At 60.0% G+C, this 5,623-nt stretch carries 6 protein-coding genes and 1 pseudogene; 5 read left to right on the top strand and 2 right to left on the bottom strand.

Translation table 11 applies throughout. The features are described from left to right. The 3 genes and pseudogenes from NKH41_RS33700 to NKH41_RS33710 form a co-directional block, all read left to right on the top strand. Positions 1-540: transketolase C-terminal domain-containing protein (locus NKH41_RS33700; protein WP_352935928.1), on the top strand; the 540-nt coding region annotated here is incomplete at its 5' end. A 430-nt stretch (positions 541-970) separates the two neighbouring features. Next, positions 971-1,114: pseudogene (locus NKH41_RS33705) on the top strand (IS5/IS1182 family transposase); the annotation flags it as partial. A 994-nt stretch (positions 1,115-2,108) separates the two neighbouring features. Next, a complete protein-coding gene (locus NKH41_RS33710; RefSeq protein WP_245278754.1) occupies positions 2,109-2,624 on the top strand; it encodes a hypothetical protein in 516 nt (171 codons plus the stop codon). Here the strand turns inward: NKH41_RS33710 and NKH41_RS33715 are convergent. Next, complete coding sequence (locus NKH41_RS33715; RefSeq protein ID WP_023722441.1) at positions 2,618-2,896, bottom strand: hypothetical protein; 279 nt, start codon at positions 2,894-2,896, stop codon at positions 2,618-2,620. The genes NKH41_RS33710 and NKH41_RS33715 overlap by 7 nt on opposite strands. A gap of 313 nt (positions 2,897-3,209) precedes the next feature. Between NKH41_RS33715 and NKH41_RS33720 the strand changes: the two genes are divergently transcribed. Continuing rightward, on the top strand, positions 3,210-3,491 hold the full coding sequence (locus NKH41_RS33720) for a hypothetical protein (protein ID WP_023722439.1): 282 nt from the start codon (positions 3,210-3,212) through the stop codon (positions 3,489-3,491). A gap of 179 nt (positions 3,492-3,670) precedes the next feature. Continuing rightward, positions 3,671-3,859, top strand: coding sequence for a hypothetical protein (locus NKH41_RS33725; protein WP_023722438.1), 189 nt, complete (start codon positions 3,671-3,673; stop codon positions 3,857-3,859). A 7-nt stretch (positions 3,860-3,866) separates the two neighbouring features. Here the strand turns inward: NKH41_RS33725 and NKH41_RS33730 are convergent, their stop codons facing one another. Continuing rightward, the gene (locus NKH41_RS33730; RefSeq protein ID WP_352593532.1) at positions 3,867-5,525 is read right to left on the bottom strand and encodes an SGNH/GDSL hydrolase family protein; all 1,659 of its coding nucleotides are present in this window, start codon (positions 5,523-5,525) and stop codon (positions 3,867-3,869) included. Positions 5,526-5,623 lie beyond the last annotated feature (98 nt).

The raw sequence follows: 5,623 nt of genomic DNA on the forward strand, positions 1-5,623 counted from the left end.
ATCATCGACCCTTGCGACGCGCTCGACATCGAACAGGCCACGGAGGCGATCGCGGACTACAACGGGCCGGTCTACATGCGGCTTTTGCGCGGCAAGGTCCCTGTCGTGCTCGACGAGTACGATTACACATTCCAAATCGGCAAGGCACGCCTGTTGCGCGAGGGTGAGGATGTGCTGTTCATTTCAAGCGGCCTGATGACCATGCGCGCGCTGGAGGCGGCGAAGGCGCTTGAAGCCGACAGGATCGGCTGCGCCGTTCTGCACGTTCCGACGATCAAGCCTCTGGACACGAAGACGATACTTGCCGCGGCGCGCCGTCCGGGACGGCTAATGATAGTGACCGAGAACCACACCATCATCGGTGGGCTGGGCGAAGGTGTCGCCGCGCTGCTGATGCGGGAGGGAGTGGGCCCAGTCTTTCGGCAGATCGCCCTGCCGGACGAGTTCCTCGACGCTGGCGCGCTGCCGACGCTTCACGATCGCTACGGGATCTCAACTTCCGAGCTCGTGCGCCGCGTCCGCACTTGGAGCGAGAAGTAAGAGCTCTCCCCATGCAACAGTTGAGCCATCGACTTGAACTGTGAGCTGGCTAACCCCGCCGCGGTTGTCGCGCTCGTCACAGCGTTGTGGACTAAGGACCTGGGCTTCCCTGATGCCTGTCAATCGGGCACATCCTGCGCGGCACTGATTGAGCACCGGCCTCCTGTTCAGATGCGGCTGGACGAGCTGTCTTCCAGTGGTAAGGAGAGAACTTCCTAGGATCTTGAACACACATCGAGGGCATTCGAGGACTTGGTGTCAGGCCCCCTGGTGCCGGTCTCCCGCGAGTTCGACGTAAGCAAGTTTCGGGATGTTGGCTCGTCTGTCCTTCGCGGCATATAGACCGGCGCGCGGCTCGCCTGTTCTCGGAACGGGTGTCACGGCACCGGTTTGGTCGAAGGGTTGGTGGCGCGAAGCGAAAGAAGCTGGCCGCAACTACCTCGCCCGCCAGCAGGGCGACGCCGTCCTGGCCGCCGCCGGCTACAACTTCTCGCTCCTGCTCCGGTGGCGGAAGGCTCTTTTGGGGCTACTCATCGCCGCCCTCAAAAGTCAGCCGAAGGAGCTCGAAGCCTGACGGCCGATTACGGACATCTGCTGTTCGAGCAGGCAATCCCGAGCGACAACGGTGTCGTTGACGAACTGCGGCCTCATTTCGAGTCCGCCCATCTCGACGCACGGGAAGTGTATCATCGTACATCAGGATCGACTTCCATCCTGCGCCAACGGGCCCAGACTCCGGTACCATGCAGGGGTGGAAAGCTCATCTTCGATCTGGCTCGCGATCCGGCTCGCGTTCGTGAGGTTTCTCTGCGCCACCGGTCGCCGGGCTGAAGCGTCAGGATATCGGCGAAGACGCGGCATCCTTGAGCGTCCAGCTTGGGCGCGAGCCAAAGAGTAAATTCGGACTCGCATCAATGTTACGATCGCAAGCGGTGACACTCGGTCCGCAGGCCCAACTTTGATCAATCGCGGCCGGGCGCCAATTCTTTCACCACAGGTCCGCGCGAGCGCGCGCATGCAGTGCCTCCCAGCATTTGTCGGCCGGCGAGCAACGAATTTGCCCTGCAGTGGATGACATTTAGCTGGCCAATCTGCTTGCGGTGATCGATGCGGGGGCAGCATTGTCGGGGTTTGCACGAAATCCGCGTCGCACTGAGCCGGCATCAGCCGCCCCGATCTCGCCAAGCAACAAGGACAGGCCCCACCTAACCCAAGGCCACCGAAGCGGCACGGACGTTCAGTCGATGTTTACCATTCGCTATTATCTTTCGCGAAGCGGCAAAGTTCTGAGTACCGCGCAAGTCAAAGGGCCTGCTCCACACAATGGGGCGGGCCTTTTTGCGTCACTTAGGAGAACGGACTCCAACGAATTGCCGGTTACCTGAAAAATAGGCCCCAGGCTGTGAAACGTCGTACGTGGCCGGGTTGTTGGTGCATCCGCAATCGGTTGGAAGGCAGGCCCCATTCTCGCGATACTCTGCCAGCGTCAGGGCTGGGCCAGCGGTAGGTTAGGGCGTCACGACCCGCAACATGGCGGCTTCATAGACGAACGAAACACGATTTCGTCCATGTTGTTTCGCTTCAAAAAGGCACCGTCCGGCAGTGCGAAGGACGTCCTGAGCATCTGCATTGGGAGAAATTTCCGCGCCTCCAATGCTGACAGTCACTTTCACGCCATGAGAGCGCGTTTAATTAAGTTGGGGTCAATTCGTGGCAGCAGGGTTCGTGCTATGAAGAAGGGACCGGTTCCCAACCGCGGCGAGGCACTTGCCTTCATCAGTGCCAGTCTCAAAGAACTGCAGGCACTGCGCGGCGGGTCTCGTGTATTGTCGCGTCGACTGACCAGTGCGCTTGATGCGCATGGTGGATGCGGTGGGTTCACCTGGGTGACCGCGAGCCCCATCGATGTTTCCTGGTCCAGGGAACCAAAACCTTTAACCGGTGCGAAGAAAAGGCATGACGTCGGCGCGAAAAAACAGCCGGACGGTTACTCCCTCCGCCAGATGCCGTTGATTTCATTAAACCTTTTGTCGGTATCTTCTTGCGGCCCCAATTTCGGCCCTAACGGACAGACTCGTCAGTGAGTCGTGGGGCTCGGGAACAGGAACTTGTACCCTTCCTTGAGAATCCACCGGGCGCGGGCGAGATGAGTTTCCCAGGCTCGGTGCGCCCGCTTCGGTTCCTTCTCGGGATCGATATGCAGCACAGTCCTGGCAACCACGCGCCAATCCTCGTCGTCATAGGCGGCGTCCAGCAGCCACATATACATGGCGACGCGTTTATTGTCGTATGGGGTGAGGTAGGGCTCGCTTGGCGCTTCGTCCGCGACCTCGGGATCCGGAAGCGGGCTGACCACTACGCCGCCTTCTTCGGGTCGCCGATGACGCGCGCCGGCAGATACGCTGGAGCCGGGGGCGGCAGCAAAAAATTGTTGTCAGCTGCAGTGCTCATGCGCGCAATATACATTGCGAATAGTGCCCATTCAACGCTGCGATCAAGATGGACGCGGCACGAGTCTTGCACGGCGCTCAACACGGCGAAGACCAAAGAAAACCGCGTGCGCTCCCTCGGCCATATCAATCGATTTTATCCGACGTGTCACATCCGCGTGATCTAGCGACACCTAATGAAAGCGGCTAAGGGGGACCGTGGTTTGGGGAAAAATTCTTATGAACAGCCAAAAAGACGCAGAGCGTATCCGTGCCGAAATGTCGATCGCACAGGCGATTTACGACGCCATTTGCGAGATGAACGGATCTTCGTACAGGCAAGACAAAGTACCTTTGCGGTGGGATACTTCGTCAGGCACACCGTTGAGCCTGATGAGTATTGACGGCTTTTTCGAATTGCGGGAACTGGCCCGGCGGATAGCGTCGAAGATCGACACGCCTGCGCTCATCAGTCTCAAAAGCCACACCGCGCAGCCGTCGAAAAAGATTGACTTCCACTAGGGTAGATTTGCCATCGCCGTGAAAAGGTTGCTCGAGATCACGTCGAGGATGGCATCCACCTGGCCCGTGGCGCGGTTGTCGCGCTGGTCGACGCCATCCGCGCCTGCGAGGTCGGTGACGCTTGCGCCGACCCAAGCACGCGCGCATTCTGCCCCGAACCAAAAACTGGGGAGGGCCGAATGTTCGAAATCGGAAGAGATTACCGCATCACCATGATTGTAGCGGTTCCGGGCGACTGGAGCGACGAAACTGGCGTCTGGACGGTCGCGGAAGTTGATGGGACGCTAGTGAAACTCACCAATCCCTACACCCCGGACACGATCATTAACACGGCGTCATGGCATTTCGTCCGCGCCGAGATTGTCTAGGCGCAACTTAGAAGTTGTCGAACAGCCCCGCCGCCATCATGCCGCCGATCAGGTCCTGTCCAAGATTGTTAGGGTGAGTTCCGTCTCCAGGACCCATCCAATGAACGTAGTTGAACTGGTTGATGATGAAGCGGCGGTACAGATCGACCACTGGCACCCTGTTTAGGGCGCAGACCTCAAGCATGGCGTTGGCGTAGTCGATCAGCTGGCTTCCGGCTCCTCCCGCAGTGCCGTCCAGCGTCCGCCATATCGGCGTCGTGAAGATGAGCTTCAGGTTCGGCCGGGCGGTCATGATCGTCTGGATGCCGTAGTTGATGGCTCCCTTGAAGGTCGCCCCGGTTATGTCCGCATTGGTGCCGATGGGGCACGTCGGGCCGGCGCCGGTGAAGTCGTTGGTGCCGAACGAGGGGATCAGGTAATCCAGCAGGCTGTAATCCACCGATGCCATGCGCGCTGCAATCGCTGGAAAGGTGCCTCCGATGAGCGTTGCTGCGGCTATCTGTTGGGAAAAATCACCGGAGGCAATGGCATCGGCCAGCCGGTAAAACGAGAACTTGTCATAGTTCGCAGCATGGTTGGCCATGCGGGTACCGCCGCCGCCGCAGTTGGTGATCGTCATGCCGGTGCGCTGGGCAATCTTGGCGGTCGGCGTGATGCCCGGCCAGATGACACTTTCGATGATGCTATCGCCGAAGTGCGCACCGATCTTGCCGGCGAACTGCGAGGCCGGCACGGAGGCAACGTCCTTGGCCAGTTTGTCAAACCGGCCATGGTTATCGATCAGCCGGCCCGGTGCCTTCTGGATGGCCCAGCCGAGAAGGTAGGCATCCGCGGCCAAGGCCCCTGTCGGAAGGATGCGGAGCTGGTGATTAAGGCCGTAGGTAACGTCGTTCTGGGTGACCACGATGGGCAGCGAAATATACGTCAGGCCATTGACCGTTTTGGTTATCTGAGCGGTCTGGGTCACCCCGGACGACACCGGAATGTATTGGATGAACTGGATGGACTGGGCACTCCCCGCCATGAAGGCGAAGATACACCAGACAGTTTCTCCCACCGTCAACCCTGCTTCGGCTACGGGCGTCTTGATGTCGTGCAGCGTGGCCGGCCGGCAGCTTGATGGCCTGGTGCCGAAGGGCGAGCCTGCCGGCGCGTTGACCAGAACAGGAGGAAACCCGCCAGCCGATGCTCCGATCAGGGGGTTGCCAGCATAGTCGTTGGTGACGCCGCTGGCCGCAATGCGGAAGAACGGGTCGATGTTAAGCTTCGGGTGCGCATCCTCCGCCACCATGGCCGCAGATTGGAGAGCCCCGCCGATGTAGGTCAGGCGTGACTTGGCCTTCTGGACAGCCCAGCCGAGCACGAACAGGCCATTCGCACCGACGCCGGCAGCGATGTTGAGCCGAACCAGCAGGCTCGTGCCAAACGTGACATCGTTCTGGGTCGGCGTGACGGTCAGCCCAACGCTCATGTAGCCCAGCCCGCCCGCCACTGCCGGGTTGACCGTGTTGCTCTCGTTGTGCGCCACCGCGATGCTGCCGATGATCTGAAGGCTTTGTGCGGCGATCAGATCAACGATGATTTCAACGGGTTCACCAACCCGCAGGCCGAGGTCGGCAGCGGACACTTTGAGGTCCAAAAGCGTCGCCCCGACCGACAGAGACAAGGCGCCACGCCTGTCGTTCAATTTTGGCGAGGTGATATTCGGAAACGGCTTCGTGTCGGCGAGGGTGCGGCATCCCGCAAAATAGGAATATATTCCGC

The organism is Mesorhizobium sp. M1169, from assembly GCF_040318345.1.
In the GTDB taxonomy this organism is placed as follows: domain Bacteria; phylum Pseudomonadota; class Alphaproteobacteria; order Rhizobiales; family Rhizobiaceae; genus Mesorhizobium.

Bases quoted from the DNA above. Each gene is read 5' to 3' on its own strand.
- NKH41_RS33720 (WP_023722439.1), top strand. From the start codon at position 3,210: ATGAACAGCCAAAAAGACGCAGAGCGTATCCGTGCCGAAATGTCGATC.
- NKH41_RS33725 (WP_023722438.1), top strand. From the start codon at position 3,671: ATGTTCGAAATCGGAAGAGATTACCGCATCACCATGATTGTAGCGGTT.
- NKH41_RS33710 (WP_245278754.1), top strand. From the start codon at position 2,109: ATGTTGTTTCGCTTCAAAAAGGCACCGTCCGGCAGTGCGAAGGACGTC.